Source organism: Schlesneria paludicola DSM 18645 (assembly GCF_000255655.1).
Lineage (GTDB): Bacteria > Planctomycetota > Planctomycetia > Planctomycetales > Planctomycetaceae > Schlesneria > Schlesneria paludicola.
The window spans coordinates 3368075-3383559 of the sequence record NZ_JH636435.1 but is presented as its reverse complement, the minus strand read 5'-3'; the positions used below and the strand labels follow the sequence as shown (position 1 = coordinate 3383559).

The 15485-nt window shown below is 55.4% G+C and carries 14 protein-coding genes; 10 read left to right on the top strand and 4 right to left on the bottom strand.

Annotation, left to right across the window (positions count from 1 at the left end; genetic code table 11):
* Positions 1–10: 10 nt before the first annotated feature.
* The 3 genes from rpsK (at position 11) to OSO_RS0132635 (ending at position 2066) form a co-directional block, all read left to right on the top strand.
* The gene (gene rpsK, locus OSO_RS0132645; protein ID WP_010587088.1) at positions 11–391 is read left to right on the top strand and encodes a 30S ribosomal protein S11; all 381 of its coding nucleotides are present in this window, start codon (positions 11–13) and stop codon (positions 389–391) included.
* A gap of 56 nt (positions 392–447) precedes the next feature.
* Positions 448–1467 carry a DNA-directed RNA polymerase subunit alpha gene (locus OSO_RS0132640; protein ID WP_010587087.1) on the top strand — a complete coding sequence of 340 codons (1020 nt, stop codon included), beginning with the start codon at positions 448–450 and terminating at the stop codon, positions 1465–1467.
* Positions 1468–1562: 95 nt separating this feature from the next.
* On the top strand, positions 1563–2066 hold the full coding sequence (locus tag OSO_RS0132635) for a bL17 family ribosomal protein (protein ID WP_390511427.1): 504 nt from the start codon (positions 1563–1565) through the stop codon (positions 2064–2066).
* 739 nt (positions 2067–2805) lie between these two features.
* Here OSO_RS0132635 and OSO_RS0132630 read toward each other — a convergent pair.
* The 4 genes from OSO_RS0132630 to nth form a co-directional block, all read right to left on the bottom strand.
* Positions 2806–4425, bottom strand: a complete 1620-nt coding sequence (locus tag OSO_RS0132630; RefSeq protein WP_010587085.1) for a SulP family inorganic anion transporter — start codon at positions 4423–4425, stop codon at positions 2806–2808.
* A 775-nt stretch (positions 4426–5200) separates the two neighbouring features.
* Positions 5201–5494: a twin-arginine translocase TatA/TatE family subunit gene (locus OSO_RS0132625; RefSeq protein ID WP_010587084.1), complete on the bottom strand. Its 294-nt coding sequence runs from the start codon at positions 5492–5494 to the stop codon at positions 5201–5203.
* 58 nt (positions 5495–5552) lie between these two features.
* The gene (locus OSO_RS0132620; RefSeq protein WP_010587083.1) at positions 5553–5747 is read right to left on the bottom strand and encodes a Sec-independent protein translocase subunit TatA/TatB; all 195 of its coding nucleotides are present in this window, start codon (positions 5745–5747) and stop codon (positions 5553–5555) included.
* 274 nt (positions 5748–6021) lie between these two features.
* Complete coding sequence (nth, locus tag OSO_RS0132615; RefSeq protein WP_010587082.1) at positions 6022–6699, bottom strand: endonuclease III; 678 nt, start codon at positions 6697–6699, stop codon at positions 6022–6024.
* 153 nt (positions 6700–6852) lie between these two features.
* Here nth and OSO_RS0132610 point away from each other — a divergent pair, with 153 nt between their 5' ends.
* The 7 genes from OSO_RS0132610 (at position 6853) to OSO_RS0132575 (ending at position 15275) form a co-directional block, all read left to right on the top strand.
* Complete coding sequence (locus OSO_RS0132610; protein WP_010587081.1) at positions 6853–7248, top strand: DUF309 domain-containing protein; 396 nt, start codon at positions 6853–6855, stop codon at positions 7246–7248.
* Positions 7245–7943, top strand: coding sequence for an LON peptidase substrate-binding domain-containing protein (locus tag OSO_RS48900; protein WP_010587080.1), 699 nt, complete (start codon positions 7245–7247; stop codon positions 7941–7943). Before OSO_RS0132610 ends, OSO_RS48900 begins: the two co-directional genes overlap by 4 nt.
* 146 nt (positions 7944–8089) lie before the next feature.
* The gene (locus tag OSO_RS0132595) at positions 8090–10774 is read left to right on the top strand and encodes an ABC transporter substrate-binding protein (protein WP_010587079.1); all 2685 of its coding nucleotides are present in this window, start codon (positions 8090–8092) and stop codon (positions 10772–10774) included.
* The gene (locus OSO_RS0132590) at positions 10735–12282 is read left to right on the top strand and encodes a hypothetical protein (RefSeq protein WP_010587078.1); all 1548 of its coding nucleotides are present in this window, start codon (positions 10735–10737) and stop codon (positions 12280–12282) included. Before OSO_RS0132595 ends, OSO_RS0132590 begins: the two co-directional genes overlap by 40 nt.
* A 245-nt stretch (positions 12283–12527) precedes the next feature.
* On the top strand, positions 12528–13028 hold the full coding sequence (locus OSO_RS0132585) for an RNA polymerase sigma factor (protein WP_010587077.1): 501 nt from the start codon (positions 12528–12530) through the stop codon (positions 13026–13028).
* The gene (locus OSO_RS0132580; RefSeq protein WP_010587076.1) at positions 13007–13531 is read left to right on the top strand and encodes a hypothetical protein; all 525 of its coding nucleotides are present in this window, start codon (positions 13007–13009) and stop codon (positions 13529–13531) included. Before OSO_RS0132585 ends, OSO_RS0132580 begins: the two co-directional genes overlap by 22 nt.
* Positions 13532–13745: 214 nt before the next feature.
* The gene (locus tag OSO_RS0132575) at positions 13746–15275 is read left to right on the top strand and encodes a hypothetical protein (protein WP_010587075.1); all 1530 of its coding nucleotides are present in this window, start codon (positions 13746–13748) and stop codon (positions 15273–15275) included.
* Positions 15276–15485: the final 210 nt, after the last annotated feature.

Genomic DNA, 15485 nt, shown 5'->3' with positions numbered 1-15485 from the left:
AGGTTTCGTCATGGCCAAAGTCAAAAAACGCAAGATTCGCCGAAATATCACCCGAGGCATCGCCCATATCCAAGCGACCTTCAACAACACGATTGTCACGATCACTGACGTGAACGGCGACGTGCTGTGTTGGGCCTCGGCGGGAACCGTCGGGTTCAAAGGCAGCCGAAAGAGCACGCCGTTTGCCGCTCAGCGAGCCGCAGAAACGTGTTCGGAGCGTGCCGCGAAGTTCGGCATGAAGGAGATGGAAGTCCAGGTCAAGGGCCCCGGCTCCGGTCGCGAAAGCGCAATCACCGGGCTGCAGACTTCGGGCGTTGTGGTCCGGTCGATTGAGGATATCACACCAATTCCGCATAATGGTTGTCGACCACGGAAGAAGCGACGCGTTTGATCGCAGTCGGTTCGGGTCGATGTGTTTGAGTTTTTGACGTTTTAGGTGAGCGATCAATGAGAATACGATGGCGCGGCCTTGAATTGCCGAATCGGGTCATCACCGAGAAAGAAACCCTGACCGACACGTACGGAAAGTTCGTGATCGAACCGTTCGAGCGTGGGTTTGGTGCGACAATCGGCAACAGCTTGCGACGGATTCTGTTGTCCAGTCTGGAAGGAAGTGCAGTCACCCGAATCAAGATTCAGGGTGTGCAGCACGAATTCACGACGATTCCGGGCATCGTTGAAGACGTGACGGACATCTGCTTGAACCTGAAGTCGGTTGTGGTGAAGAATCACAGCCCGATTTCGAAGACGTTGCGAATCGAACGTCATGAGCGGGGTGTTGTGACCGCTGGTGACATCGTGGTCGACGATCAGGTCGAGATTTATAATAAGGATTTGGTGATCGCGACGATGACCGACGATGTGTCGTTGCACGTCGAAGTCCTGGTTGAGAATGGGCGTGGATATCTGCCCGTTTCTGAGCAGCCTGATCATCAGAATGAAGTCGGTGTGATTCCGATCGACTCGATCTTTTCGCCAATTACCCGGGTGCGGTACAAGATCGAAGAAACGCGCGTCGGTCAGCGAACGAACTACGATCGGTTGATTCTGGAGATCTGGACGAACGGTACGATCGTGCCGGAAATCGCTCTGGTTGAAGCGGCGAAGATCCTGCGAAAGCATTTGAATCCGATCATTACGTATCGGGAGCCTGGCCCGGAAACATTCCCGGACAGCGGTTTGCGGAACATGCACGAATCCACGGGATACGCTCCTGTTGATCTCGAGTTGGAAGAACGGTTGTCGCGCAGTCTGGCAGAGTTGAATCTGTCGGTGCGGGCGACGAACTGTCTTGAGTCGGAAGGTATTAATACGGTTCGTGACCTGGTCATTCGAACCGACGATCAGTTGCTGCAAGTGCGAAACTTCGGCGATACAACGCTGCAGGAAGTTCGCGAACGGTTGGCGACGATTGGTTTGCGTTTGGGTATGCGTCTGCCGCAGTCGATGCAGCAGCGAGATCGGTAACGATCGACATCACCTTTTGAAATGGTTTTGAAGAGATCATGCGACATCGAAAAAGCGGTCGAAAATTAAATCGAAATCAGAGTCATCGCACTTCGATGTTTCGAAATATGGCGACGAGTCTGATTTGTGCTGCGGTGCCTGATACGGCAGCGCCAAACACCATCAAGGTAGCTGGTCGGATTATCACGACGGTCGAAAAGGCGAAAGAGCTTCGCCCGGTCGTTGAGAAGCTGATCACGATGGGGAAGAAGGCGCTGAAGCACCAGGACGCTGCGGAGCAGTTCGCGACGGCAGCGGCTCGTGGAAGTGCCGAATGGAACGAATGGCGCAATTCAGATCGCTGGCAACAGTGGGCGAAGGCGATTGCACCAGCGGTGACGTTTCGCCGACGCGCATTCGCAGCGCTTCGCAGCAAGGAAGCGGTCAAGATCCTGTTCAGTGATTTGGCTCCACGGTTCCGTGATCGCGAAGGCGGTTATACACGGATCGTTCGACTTGCTGAGTTCCGTTTGGGTGACGCTGGACGGAAGGCTTTGATCGAGTTTGTTGGTAACAACGATCGAAAGAAGGCTCGTCGTGCGGCACCTACGGTGAACTGACGCGTTGCCGGTAAGAGATAACAAGGGGCTGCCTTAACGATGTTGAGGCGGCTCTTTTTGCATTTGCGGGGAGCTGGAGTTGTCTGGATGTCTTTGGGCGGGTGATGCGTTACCAAGCGAGCGCGTGCTAACGAGGGATGCGAAAAGAGGGCTACCTTGGCTGATGTTGAGGTTGCCTTCTTGCGTTTTCCTGGGGCCAGGTGGTGGACTGGTTTCCCTCGTTTCCGAATGGCGTTTCGGAGCGACCTGTGTGTTTTTACTGGTCGACGGGTGATGCGTTACCCAGCAAATGGCGTTACCAAGTGGGAGTTTGGTAACGAGGTGCGGTTGATGGACGGTCTGGAGGGATGAGGCTGGCAGAGAGGCGATGGCTGCAGCAATGCGGTATTGTGAAATGAACGCGGGCTCGGTCTTTCAAGAAGACCGAGCCCGCTGTGATACGTCATCGTTCGGATCGAAAGGGATCCGGGGACGAGACAGTGGCCGTCTGTAGACAGCCCGTCGACTGCTGTCAGACGATGCCACCTCGCTGGCGTTTACTGTCGGAATCCACTAGACCACCTCCCTTTCTTGAATAGAGCCACCCGCTTCGGCTGGTCGGCCAGGGCCAGTCTCTTCGCGGCTTGCAGGGTCCCGTCGCGTACGTTTCCGCGACCCACACTTTAATCATTTACACGAAAAGCCGTTTCGGCAAGATCGAAGTTCTGGGATGGGCCGATTTTTCGGGAAGTCCTCGGGGCTATCCTGCGGTTCGTTTTTGGGCCGCGAATGGGTGTTTCGAGACGCCTCGGTGCGATTCGAGACCGCGAATCACCAGTTTTCGATGCTTCTGTTCGAAGTCGGCTTCGAGTTCGTGCAGCTTTTCCATGACGGTGTGATCGACGAGTCGCGTGTCGGACAGGTCGAGGACCACGGATCGGTCGGATTGGACGGCGAGAAGTTTTCGTCGAAGCGGGATCCAGGTGCTAAAGACTGCGGAGTTTTTGACCCGGATCAAGGTGGTGGTGGTGTCGGGTTCAGTGATTTCAATGCTTGGAGTGAAGAGCGAGCCAACGGGGGCTCCATTCCAGACGTGGAAGGCGGCTTTCACGACGATTCCAATTCCAACACCGACTAACAGGTCTGTTGCGAGAACGCCGATGATTGTGGCCACGAAGATCGTCAGCTGTTCGGTGCCCACCCGGTACATGTGGATGAATTCGTGAGGAGACGCCAGGCGATATCCTGTAAAGACCAGCATCGCCGCGAGTGCTGCATTGGGGATCATCGTGATCAGCTGCGGCAGCAACGCCACGAAGACCAGCAGGAAGAAGGCGTGGAACATATTCGCGAAGCGGGTGCGGGCACCGTTGTCGATGTTCGCCTTGCTTCGGACGATTTCCGAAATCATCGGCAGTCCACCCACAAACGAGGCGATGGTGTTGGCGATGCCGATCCCGAGCAGATCGCGATTGTAGTCCGTCTTGCGGCGATACGGATCGAGCAGGTCAACCGCTTTGGCGCTCAGCAACGATTCCAGCGTACCGATCAATGAAAACATCACGACGTAGGTGATCGCATTTTGCAGGTGGCCATGTTCGAGCGAGAATGCCCCGCTGAAGTTTGGAAAGGCGATTCCCTGGCGAATGTCGCTGGGGACGCTGACGAGCGACGCTGTCGGCACCTTGAGCCAGATGGCCAGCAGAATTCCGGTGACGACGACGATCAGTTGGGCGGGAATCTTTTTGAGCAGGCCAACGGACTTGGGTAGCATGGCCCAAAGGATCATAATTCCCAGGCAAATGAAGCCGATCGTCGCAATTTCGGGCTTCATGTTTTGCAGGGCATTCGGGATCGTTTCGATCACGCGTAGCGGATCTTTTTCTTTGGTGGGGTCGCCAATCATCGCGTGAAACTGCTTCGTGGCAATCATGACCCCAATGGATGCCAACATTCCGTGAACCGCCGCCGTGGGGAAGAATTCACTGAGAATTCCCGAGCGAAATAGGGCCAAGGCAATTTGAACCAGTCCCGCGATCACTCCGACGGCCAAGGCCATCTGGTAAGCCGACCGATCCGCGACCAGGTCTTTTCCCCCGGTAAAACCAAATCCCTCGACGCAGCCCAGTACGATGACGATCAACCCCGCGGCCGGGCCTTTGATCGTCAGTTCCGAATTGCTGATCCAGGGAACGACCATCCCCCCAATGATCGCGGTGAAAATCCCGGCGATAGGTGGATAGCCACTGGCCTTTGCAATCCCCAGGCAAAGCGGCATTGCGATGAGAAATACGAGAAATCCAGATTTGATATCGGCTGAAAAGTTCGCAGAAGGCCCAGCGAGGGAGGACTTGGAAGCGATGGTTTCCACCTGAGGCATAGTGTCAGTAATCTCCATTCGTGTTCGCGACGAGATGGCGCGGACCGTCGTTGTGACGTCATGCGTCAATTCAACAGAGATTGTCTCGTGTTCGCGAATGAGCGTAATGGCAATGTCGGCTGAAAAACTCTTAATCTATTCCGGCGAATCAGGTGGGTTTACGCATAAGCATTGAAGAGGTATTTGCTTATGAAGAGTGGTGTTTGGCCAGGGTGTGCAGCGCCAGGAATGATCGACTGGGCAGGTTTTGGAGGCCACTCAATGCTCGTAAAGATCTCGTAAGGATCGCGTCGTGGTGTTTTTCCTCGTTCTGATTGGGATGACGCTTCTCCAAGCCAGGACTGGGAATCGCAAGAATTTGCCCTGCAAGGCAACGCCGTGATAGATTTTCACCGCTTAGAATGAGGCTTTTGCGGTTTTTTTCTTGAGTCCCGCAGAGGCGGCGATCTCACCCGCCCGGGTCAAAGGCTGCCAGGGGCAGCCGACGGCCCGGGAATCGGTCTCGGAACAAGAACGCAACCTCCATTGTGGGAGATTACGAACGAGGAGAAGCGTTTCGATCAAATCAACACGCCGTTCGGCTGTTGATATCGAGCCGCATGTCGCAATCACAAATTGTTCGTGACCATTTACCTCGATAGGGCTCGCGGTGGAACCCAACACCGCGAGCAGAGCTCACATCAGAGAGGGGCAATTTGGCGCAGCAATTCTATCCCGACAGGTTCACAGTATGGCCGGCAGGCTCGTTGGCCTGCTCGCGGCAAGGCTTTTTCGGCTAGGCCGCGTCGTGAGGTTCTGTGGTCGGCGGTTCGAACTTTGGAGCGGAGGTTTCGACGCTTTCGTCTTTTGGGGCAGGTCGGGCATTGCTACTTGAACTGCTATTGTTGTAGTCGTGGCGTGGCGAATAGTGATTTGTGTCCAGTTCGTCTTCGATGCTCCGAAGCCCTTTTTTGAATTCGATCACCCCTTTGCCGAGGCTTCGGGCCACTTCCGGCAGTTTCTTTCCAAACAACAGGAGCGCGATAATTCCAAAAAACATCATTTCTGGAATTCCAACACCTGGCAACATGAGAATTCTCCTTGTTCCAATCGAACGCGAATTGCGAATCCAATGATGTCGGGACGTGTTACTTCTTGTCGTCCAGCTTTTCGTCGGCTTTTTGAGCTTCGTCCTCATTCAAACCGGATTTGAACGAGGTGACGCTTTGTCCCAGGGAACGCATTACGGACGGCAGCCGGCTACCGAACAGCAGCAGGACGATCAGACTGAAAAAAATCAGCTCTGGGGCTCCCAGACCAATAAACGCAAACATTGGAACCATGATCACCTCTTGATGAAAAACTCTGAACCCACGTCGAATCAATGATTCTACACAGGGGTTCGCTCAATTCCTGGAAAGCGTATCGGGGCGTTCGGTACGACCTCAGTCACACCAGAATCCCGCTTGACGTCAGCGTTATCCACACGAACCAGGCACTCAAAATTTGGTGCAACGCGACGCGCTGTCGGATGCGTCGGGTTTATCCACTCGGTTCGCCCGCGAGAGAGCAGGAGGGAAGAGCAGTGTCCAAATTCTACCCGTAACGGGCCGCATGTCAATCTGGCAACTTCGGCAGCCCAATGCGAGGGCAAAGCGGTCGAAGTGGGCATTCCAGGCATTTTGGCCGTCGTGCGATACAAATTTGCCGACCGTGGTGGATCAGGCGATGAGAGAAGTTGATCCATTCTTCCGGCGGCAGCAGTTCCATCAAATCACGTTCGATCTGTTCGGGATTGTTGCTGGTTGTCAGTCCGAGCAAATTTGTCAGCCGTTTGACGTGGGTATCGACGACCACGCCACTGGTGATCCCAAACGCGGAGCCCAGAACGACATTCGCGGTTTTGCGGCCGACTCCTGGCAGGGCGACCAACTCCTCCAGTGTTTGCGGCAATTCGCCCTCATATTTTTCCGCCAGAGCCTGAGCCATTCCAATCAAGTTTGTGGCTTTGTTGCGATAAAAGCCGGTTGAGCGGATCAGTTCTTCCAGTTCCGTCTGGTCAGCTTTTGCCAAGTCTTGAGGTGTTGGGAATCGCTTAAACAGGGCGGGGGTGACCATGTTGACGCGTTCGTCGGTGCACTGCGCGGACAGAATTGTGGCTGCCAAGAGTTGGAATGGCGATTCGTGATGCAGGGCACAGAGCGCGACCGGATAGGTCGCAGCGAGTTGCGTGACGATCGAATGGACACGTTGCTTTTTGTCATCGCGTTTTCGACTCGATTGAGCTTTCGCCATCAAAATCTGCTTCAATTTATGGGGGTTGGTCGTGGACTGGACTGGACAACCAGGGGTAAAATTCCGGAGTGAACAGTCGGCAGTGCCGGCCTGCTTCTTTTTCAACCGAGAGATCCTCTCCCTGGCCCGGCCATTCGCCGACTGAGGAATACCGTGATCGACGAGTATCCTGAACAGTATCGCGAAGGTCTGCGACTCTTCAACGAAGAGGAGTTCTTCGAATGTCACGACGTGCTTGAAGAGTTATGGTCAGAATCGACGGGGGCCGAGCGGAAGTTCATTCAGGGGCTGATTCAGGCCTCGATCGCTCTTTTTCATTTCGGAAACGAAAACTTTGGCGGAGCCAAAAAGCTTTACATCTCGGCTCGCAAAAATCTTGATCCGTTCGGAAGCGAATTCATGGGAATTCTGCTCGAGACGTTCCTGCACGATTTCCAGCAATGTTTTCAGGAGCTTCTGGACAACACAGAAGCGTACCCTACGACCGTCGTGCTTCGAGACGAGCTCGTTCCGAAGATACGGTCTATCAGTGAAGGATTGGTCGGATGACATTTTCCTGTGAACTTGATCCGGCGCTCAAGCATTTCTCCGGATCGGCGCCGTTGTTTCCGTTACCGAACGTGGTGCTCTTTCCTCATGCGCTTTTGCCGCTTCAGATCTTCGAACCCCGCTATCGTCAAATGACGGCGGATGCGCTCGATGGCGAGCGGCTGATTGCGATGAGCTTGATGCGGCCAGGTGGCGAGCGTCACCCCGATACTACCTCTCCGGCGATTCATTCCATGGTGGGGCTCGGCAAAATCATCGCTCATGAAAAACTTGACGATGGAAGGTACTACCTGGTGCTTCGCGGGCTAAGTCGTGCGCGCGTTCTTGGCGAACAATCCCCAACCCATCCTTATCGCGTGGGGGACCTCGAGTTGTGTTCGGACGTTTTGGACGAGGCACCGTCGTATGATCGCCAAAGTCGTGTTCAAGAGCTGATCGTCAAATTTGGGCGGTTGTTTCCCGGCGTGAATCTCCAGAAGCTGTTTCTTCAGGCGGCCACAGAGCTTCCGTTGGCAATGGTCTGTGACGTTTTGCTGGGGGCAATTCCCTTGGCACCTCAGGTCTCGCAAACGTTTCTCAATGAGCTGAATGTTGATCGTCGCGGGCAAATGCTGCTGGAACTACTCGATCAATTATCACAGCCTGATTCGAAGTCGGCCAATCGAACCTATCCGCCGCGTTTCAGTGTGAATTGACGACCCATCCGTGGCGTTGCTGCGGGTTCTTTGCCATGATCAGATGATCAACAGTGGTCGTGGGCAGTTCGTCTTCGGCCGAGAGTCGGCAGGCGCGAGAGGCATTCGTTGTTTCTTCGCGTTTCGCAGGCGGCGAGGATGAATTCATGCGCGGTCATTTCGAGCGGATCAGCTCAGAATGTTTTCGGCGAATCGCCATGCAACGGTTTGCGGACCAGAACGGCAGTTCTCGGTGCCCGCTCCCGCATTCTTTCGCGTTGACGTTGTCCATTTGGGCGATTTTCTTATTCGCGATCAGCACCGAGAGTCGATTTAGTGCCGCGCCGGTCTTCGCCGCCGATGAGCCCAAAAATGCCGAGGCAAGTCGACCCGCAGTGGTCGAGACCGTCTTACCCAAATACGAAGAGATGGAATTGCCGCCTGCGACGGAGCTGTTGCGTTCCAAGCCGTTTGATTGGATTGTCCTGAAATCGGCGGACGTGCTGGTGACCGAACCGGTTGGCCCCCGTCCGGAGACGTTGGCGCGATTGCAAAGCGAGTACGAGCGATACATCAAGGCTCGAGGCGGCATGGCTGCCGGAGAGGAACGTGTTCGTGAGAAGCGTCGGATATTTCAACGTCTGCAACTGACGCTGATCAATCCGGGCCCCGACCAGGATCCCGACTATTTCGTCGAGACGCGGCTCGTGCAGCGGATCGAGTATTTCGAGGATCTGGTCTTACGCCGAGCCAGCATGTCGATCGAGGAAGGTCTCGTGGGCCAGGCCTATGACCTGTTGCTGCTGGTCGATCGCCGGAACCGCGAGAACAATCTGCACCTCAAAGAGAGCCATGCTGCGCGTGCGCGTGAAGAAGCCGAGGCGAAAAACGATGAAACGCTGAGGATCACGGTGCCCGAGCCACCGCCACTGAAGCTGCTCAAAATCTGGCCTCGATTCGATGAGGTCTATCAGCAGTTGTTGTTCAAAGACGCCGAGCTGCACGATCAGCGAGGTGATGGCGAAGCGGCGTTGCGATTGCTGGAGAATCTGTGGGATCACAACGCGTCCTATTCGGGGCTTTCGGGACGGATTGGTGGCGTTGTAGATCGTTTGATCCAGAAGGATGTCGACCGATCCGATTTTCGAGAGGCGCGACATTTTCTGAACCGTCTGGCGGGACGCGATGCGCAACATCCGACCGTGACGAAGTGGAAGGCGGAACTGACCGCGCAGACGGTGGCACTCATCGCCGAGGCCCGGACGGTTTCGTCCGAGGGAGACGCATCCCGTGCGGCGAGTCTCATCGATCTGGCCACTCGCGTCTGGCCCGACACTCCCGGTCTGAAAGACGCACACCGCGAATTGATCGAACGATTCCAAAGTGTGCGATTGGGCGTGATCCGATTGCCGGGCGAACCGACAACATACCGGTTTGACACACCCGTCGAGGCGGCGGTCAAGGGGCTGACCGAACAATTGCTGTTTGAGCCCGCGCGCGTTGACGAACGAGGAGTTCGCTATCGCTCGTCGCTGTTTGAGTCGTGGGAGCCGACAGACCTTGGCCGTCAGGTTGAATTTACGGTGCGCATGAAACGCGCCGACTGGGAATCGCGCCCGCTGTTAACTTCGATCGATATTCTCAATGAATTGATCGGCAAACTTGATCCAACGCGTGCCACGTACGACGAGCGGTTGGCGGGTACTGTCGAGCAAGTCACGGTACAATCACCGTCGCAATTCACGATTCATTTCCATCGCTTGCCACTCAGGCTCGAGGCTCTGTTTCAGTTCACGGTTCCGATTGATATGGAATCACTTGCGTTGAATCCCGATTTGCCTGCAGGCGCGATGCCGATGGCCGGGCGTCAAAAGTTTTATGAGTTTGAACGTGATGAACGTCGCGTCGCCTACCGTCGCGTACGTGCTCAGCCCGTCGGGGTTAAAACGCGGTATGTCGATGAAATCGTGCAGCTCAAATACGATTCATGGGATCGCGCCCTGCAGGGATTGCTTCGTGGCGAGATCGTGGCGGTTCCCGACGTGGGGCTGCGAGACGTCAAACGCCTTCAGGAAGACAATCGCTTTCTGGTCATGCCGTATGCACTGCCATTGTCTCATTTCATTCTGTTTCGCCCCACTTCGGCACCATTGCGGGATGGCCAATTGCGGCGGGCGTTGACGCTGGCGTTGCCTCGAGAAGAGATGCTCAAAGAGAAGATTCTATCCGGTGTCAATGAGCCTTACGCCCGATTGACGGCGACGCCATGTCCGACAACCAGCTACGGACACAATCGCCTGTTGTCGGAACCCGCGTATGATCCGCAGCGTGCGGCCGCGCTGGCCCTGACGGCGAGGAAGCAAGCTGGTGGACAACTCGCCGAGCTGCGCATGATCTGCCCACCCGATCCCACGGTGCGCGCGATTGCGGCCACGATGATCGAGCACTGGCGACGCGTCGGGATTACGGTTCGCTTGAACGACGTCAACGAAGATGGCGAGTGGGATCTGGTTTATCGCACAACCAGTCTGGTCGAGCCCGTCACGGAACTGTGGCCGACGATCGCACTGAACGCCGACGCCAAAATTGAAGCATTGAAGCCTTTGCCTGAACGGATTCGCCGCCAGTTGCTGGATCTTGAACGAGCCAATGACTGGACGAACGCGACGCGAATCCTTCGCCGGATCGAGACCGATTTGATGGTCGATGCGCAGTTCATTCCCCTGTGGGAAGTCGATCAGTTCTTTGTTTTTCGCCGACAATTGTTTGGTCTCCCGGCTCGAATGATGAACGCGTTTCAGGATGTCGAGCGATGGACATTGCAGTCCTGGTTTTCGCAGGAGACGCCGTGATGCACCGTCTTTTGATGCGGACGCGCCGCAGCCTGATACTGGCGATTATCGCCTTCGCCGGGACGCTCGATTGCTCTGGCGTGATTCAGGCGAATGAGCCGACGACGGGGGCTGGGGCGATTCCGGCGATGAGGCGACCGTATCAGGTTCGATTATTGATTGCGTTCGATACTGAATCGCGAGATTCGTTTGATCGGTCAACCTTTCTGCGAGATGTGACGCAGATCCTCGATCGCTGTGCGGGCAGGTTGTGGTCCGTCACGATTGATCCGATCGACTGGTTGGGGCCTGCGAACGCGACCGGTCTTGATCGATTGACGGATTCGTTCATCACAGATCGCTATCCGAATGAGGGGGCGGATATCTGGTTCGTCGCGGCGGTCGAATCGCGCGTGGTGGGGACACAGGTGAGTGTTCGTTCGTGGCAGCCGGAGGTTCAGTGCGAAACGTCGGTGCAGACGACCGAAGTGATGGATCACCGTGACTTGGCGGTTGCGTTGACGCGATTGTGCCGTGATTTGTTTCGACCGATGGGCCTGGTCGAACAGGTCGATCAACAGACGGTGCAGATTCGGCTGCGCGGTGGTGAGATCCAACCCCCCGACGCGTCGTTTGCTCAGCTTGCGAAAGACGATGTCCTGCTGCCGATGTTTGCGTTTCGTGATAAGAATCAGCAAATCGAGCGTTTGCAGGCCATCCCTTGGACGTTTGTCACCGTCGACGACGTGGTTGACTCCACCGTCACCGGGACCGTGCGCAGCGGACTGAGAATGTCGCTGGGCGGAAAAAAGCGAGGTCGCATCGACACGCTGGTGGTCGCGGTACGTCCACAGCGTGCTTCAACTGTGTTGGAGCTGACGACTCAAAGCAAGCTTCCGCTGCCGCTCGCGGCACATCGACTGGAAATTCGCCGTGATTCGACGATGATCCGGCCGAACGCCAATCAATCGTCGGATGAAAGCACGTTGCTGAATGAACTTCTGACCGATCGTCTCGGGCTTGTGACGATTCCGCCCGAAGCGGATCACCGGCTGGTGTGGCTGTTCGCCTATAGCGGTGAAAATCTCTTGGCGCGAGTGCCCTTTGTGCCAGGGCTCGTGACACGGCAGCGCCTCGAAGTGCCTGACGATTCGCCGCGATTAAACGCCGAGAGCGATCTTCAGGTTCTACAAGGGGAAGTCATCGATGCTGTCGCGCTTCGCAATACCGCGTTTGCGACCATTCGTGCGGCCGCAAAGAAAGATGATTGGGCGACGGTGAATGCGAAGCTGGCATTGCTCAAGCGGCAGCAGGAAACCAACACGCTCCTTGATCGCCTGAATGCGGTCCGCATCCTGGGGACGACCGCCGCCAAAGCCCGGAAGGATCGAATTGCCGAAGTTCGCATCAATCGCATTTGCGATGACATGCTGACGCTGATCAAAGCGCATCTGAGCCCCGACAAACTGCGGTTGTTGGTTGAAGAAATGGACGCGCTCCAGCAGAGCGAACCGGCAGCAGGTAAGTAAACGGAATCCGATCGCGGTGCGTTTCGTCTGCCGAGTGTTCTCACAATCAACAATAACGGGAGCAGGCGGACGACAATGTCTCGCCGCAAGAGTTGATTGTTTGGGTCGATGAATGCCGAATCGGCGGGGATCATGGCGTGCATATTCGAAATTCATTGCAGGGACACATTCTAAAAATAGTCTGGGATGAACTCGCGCGGCTGGCGTTAAGCTGTTGAATTGAAACGCTCGTCAAGCGGTTGGAAATGCACAATCTCAGCATTGAACAGTTGGGGAAGCTTGTCGATCACCATGGAGCGGCACTCGAACTCTTTGCGCGTCAGTGGACAGATTTCTCGGCGGCAGATGTTGTTCAGGCGGCATTTGTCAAACTCGCGACGAAGTCGTTGCCTCAAGATCAGATCGTTCCCTGGTTGTATCGCGTTGTGCGGAACGGCGCGATATCTGCGGCGCGGTCCGAGTCCCGACGCAGGCGACATGAAGCGACGGGCGCGCAAATCCGTCGTGGATGGTTCGCAACGAGTCCCGACGATCGTCTCGATGCAATTGAGGCAGGGAAAGAACTGAGTCAGTTGCCGCAGGTGGAACGCGAAGTTCTCGTCGCGCGACTGTGGGGTGGACTGTCGTTTCAAGAGATTGCGGATTTGTTGGAGATTTCATCGAGTTCCGCTCACCGGCACTACGTGGCGGGGCTCGGAACGCTTCGAGAGAAATTGGGTGTCACATGGCTGAAGAAAAACCCTTGAATGACGATTTGGGTTCGTTTGCAGCGGCACTGAGCGATCTTGCGCCTCGTCCGATGGAGATTAATCGTGATCGGTTAATGTATGACATCTGTCATGCACAATCTGTCGAGTTGGCGGCCGACCCTAATTTATCGCTTTGGTTATGGAAGTGTGCCACAAGCGTCTCAACGATGACGGCGGCCGTGTTCGCAGGGTTGTGGTTCACGGCAAGTGGAAGCCCCGTGGTTCCAGGCGATCACGTGTCACGCGGGCCAGGTTCAGTGGGGGAAAGTACGGTGACGTTGTCTGACGAGCCGTTGCAAGGGATCGACCTTCGATCGTCAGTCAGTCCTTCGGCCAGCGTTGTCAGCGTTCCTTATATTCATCAGCGAAATCGGCTGCTGGCCGAAGGACTCGAAGATGGTTCCCTGTTTCTCGTTCCTGATCGTACAGGGGCAATTGTTGCACCGACGAATCAGCAGATCCGGGATTTGATTCTCGATCCAAGGGAACTGGGTGGCTAACGCGTTGTCACGCTTAAAAAACTGAGTCATGTGGACTTGGGGTTGGAGAGCCTTGCCGCAACCCTTGGGGTCTCCAGCGATTCGCTCGTCCTGTCCCTGTCACCCGACAACAGAGCCGAAACACGGGCACCCAATGCGGCAGTTTGTCGTTCCATTTCGAATTTTGGTTTGGTGGTGTTGAATCCTGAGGCCATTGAGTGTTGAGGAGAGTCGCATGATGACAATTCGAACTCACGGTTTGTGGCCGCTATGTGCCATGATTGTTGTTGCGATGTCGAGTGATCTGTTTGCTCAAGTGACGCAGATCATTGAAGGCGGAAATCGACCCTGGACTTACAAATTTGTGGTTGACCCTGCGTCAGAGGTTCAGCCTGCTTTGAAGTATCGATTGTTGCCCGATCAGATGATGCTACGACCCGGCGATGCGTCCTCGTTTTACCATCGCGCTCTGCGTCGCTTCAGTGCGCATTCCGACATGGAACGGAAGGAATTTGACGAGTGCCTTGCGTTTGGACTGATGATCCGACCGGCATCGACTGACAAAGACCATCATGTTGTCGCAGGAGTTTCGATTGATCGAGTCAAGACGCTGATTACGACATTCAGCGATGTTCTGGTTGAGCTCAACCTCGCCGCGAATCGCGAGTATTGCGACTGGGGGCTGGGGTTTCGAGAAAAGGACGGCATCGAAACGATCAATTTGCAGTTTGATGAGTTCTACTTGATGCGATCGCTGGCGCGACTGCTTCAAATGAAGGCCCGTGTGGCGATCGTCGACCACGATTACGACGAAGCGTTCCGCGTGATTCAAATGAGCTTTCAACTGGGCCGCGATGTGTCGCAGTGTCCGTTCATTATTACGGGACTGATTGGAACCGCCATCGCTGTTGAAACGCAGGTCGTGCTCATGGAAATCATTGCACAGCCTGGTTCGCCAAATTTGTATTGGGCTTTGGCAATGGTACCCATGCCTTTGATCGACGTTCGCCCCGGCGTGGAAAATGAACTCAATCTGGCGCTGAAGTTTCCGCTTGTCCGGGAGGCAGATCGGCCTCATACATCGCAAGAATGGAAGGACCTGTTCGGCCAATCGATCGAACTTGTCAGACAACTTCGCGCGAATCCTGCAAAAGAAGGTGGCGAGACCGAAACTCTTGAGAATCCCGCCTCATGGAACTCCCTCGATCTCCTGAAACCGGAATTTGCGAGGGTGAAAGAGGAACTGGTTCGGCTTGGGCTGACAGCGGATCAGATTTCCGCGATGCCGGTGCTTCAGTTGATCGCCGCCCATGAGTCACGGCTGGTTCGCTGCAAGCGAGATGAGACGTTGAAATTGATTCGCCTGCCGTTCCATCAGGCCGCGCAATTGTTGGAACGGATTGAGAAACCTGGATCTCAAGATGGTGAATCAAACCGGCTGTCTGACTTCAAAGAAGTGGTGCCACTTTACGACAGTCTGCGTCCTTTCGTGGGACAAGCATTGCATGCCTCGATTCGCCTCGATTGTCGCCTCGCACGGCTACAGGTCGTCGAAGCGCTGCGGCTACATGCGACTGCCAATCGTCGCAAGTTTCCCGAATCGCTTGCCGAGGTGACTCTGGTACCGATTCCACTGAATCCGATCACGGGAAAACCGATCACTTATTCCCTCGATGGTGAGACCGCGGTGCTGGAATTTCCCTCGTCGAACTCGATTGCCAACTATGGTGAGATCACACGAGTCACGTTGCGGAAAGAAGATTAAATTGACGGCGCAGTTGTGTCTCAATTTGTGTGGAAATGAAACCTGATGACGTACTTGTCCTGACCGGGGCGCGTCAATTCACGGACTGCGGAGTGTGTCGCACGCCCAATGGCGCTGCAGGCTTTGCGGCGTGGCACGGCTTCAGGTCTGCCAACGGAGTGGACGACGCTTTTCATTCCTGAATCGCGGGAATAAGATGCGGTCAGTGGC

What these genes read in the sequence shown, in the direction of transcription:
- OSO_RS48900 (WP_010587080.1), top strand. Translation starts at nt 7,245, where the DNA reads ATGACATTTTCCTGTGAACTTGATCCGGCGCTCAAGCATTTCTCCGGA.
- nth (WP_010587082.1), bottom strand. Translation starts at nt 6,699, where the DNA reads ATGGCGAAAGCTCAATCGAGTCGAAAACGCGATGACAAAAAGCAACGT.
- OSO_RS0132625 (WP_010587084.1), bottom strand. Translation starts at nt 5,494, where the DNA reads ATGTTGCCAGGTGTTGGAATTCCAGAAATGATGTTTTTTGGAATTATC.
- OSO_RS0132635 (WP_390511427.1), top strand. Translation starts at nt 1,563, where the DNA reads ATGTTTCGAAATATGGCGACGAGTCTGATTTGTGCTGCGGTGCCTGAT.
- OSO_RS0132630 (WP_010587085.1), bottom strand. Translation starts at nt 4,425, where the DNA reads ATGCCTCAGGTGGAAACCATCGCTTCCAAGTCCTCCCTCGCTGGGCCT.
- OSO_RS0132585 (WP_010587077.1), top strand. Translation starts at nt 12,528, where the DNA reads ATGCACAATCTCAGCATTGAACAGTTGGGGAAGCTTGTCGATCACCAT.
- OSO_RS0132590 (WP_010587078.1), top strand. Translation starts at nt 10,735, where the DNA reads ATGGACATTGCAGTCCTGGTTTTCGCAGGAGACGCCGTGATGCACCGT.
- rpsK (WP_010587088.1), top strand. Translation starts at nt 11, where the DNA reads ATGGCCAAAGTCAAAAAACGCAAGATTCGCCGAAATATCACCCGAGGC.
- OSO_RS0132640 (WP_010587087.1), top strand. Translation starts at nt 448, where the DNA reads ATGAGAATACGATGGCGCGGCCTTGAATTGCCGAATCGGGTCATCACC.
- OSO_RS0132580 (WP_010587076.1), top strand. Translation starts at nt 13,007, where the DNA reads ATGGCTGAAGAAAAACCCTTGAATGACGATTTGGGTTCGTTTGCAGCG.
- OSO_RS0132620 (WP_010587083.1), bottom strand. Translation starts at nt 5,747, where the DNA reads ATGGTTCCAATGTTTGCGTTTATTGGTCTGGGAGCCCCAGAGCTGATT.
- OSO_RS0132595 (WP_010587079.1), top strand. Translation starts at nt 8,090, where the DNA reads ATGCGCGGTCATTTCGAGCGGATCAGCTCAGAATGTTTTCGGCGAATC.
- OSO_RS0132575 (WP_010587075.1), top strand. Translation starts at nt 13,746, where the DNA reads ATGATGACAATTCGAACTCACGGTTTGTGGCCGCTATGTGCCATGATT.